Genomic DNA, 445 nt, shown 5'->3' on the forward strand with positions numbered 1-445 from the left:
ATCGCCCAGGATGGTGTTGCCGGAGAACATGTCGATGTGGCGCAGCTTGGTCGACATCGGCTTGACCACGATCTCCTCGGTGTGGAACACGCCGTCGACGACGATGCCGAAGGTCTGGCTGCCGACCTGCGTCACCACGATGAAGCCGTTCTCGGGATCGCTGGCGGCGCCGTCGTCGATCCTGAGCAGCTTCTTGAGGTGGATCAGCGGCAGCAGCTTGTTGCGCAGCCTGAGCACCGCGGTGTCCTTGATGCGCTCGATGCGGTGCTCGGAATTGGCGCGGGCCCGCACCAGTTCCACGACCGAGAGCTGCGGAATGGCGAAGCGGTCGCCGGCGGCTTCCACGATCAGCGCCGAGACGATGGCCAAGGTCAGCGGGATCTTGATGGTGACGGAGCTGCCCTCGCCGGCCACGCTCTTGATGTCGATGGTGCCGCCGATCTGA

Annotated in this window: 1 protein-coding gene; it reads right to left on the reverse strand. The window is 64.7% G+C overall.

Annotation, left to right across the window (positions count from 1 at the left end):
- On the reverse strand, positions 1-445 hold a 445-nt coding region (locus XH87_RS08385), incomplete at both ends, for a chemotaxis protein CheW (RefSeq protein WP_271586895.1).

It is taken from the genome of Bradyrhizobium sp. CCBAU 53415, from assembly GCF_028128735.1.
Taxonomy (GTDB): Bacteria; Pseudomonadota; Alphaproteobacteria; order Rhizobiales; family Xanthobacteraceae; genus Bradyrhizobium.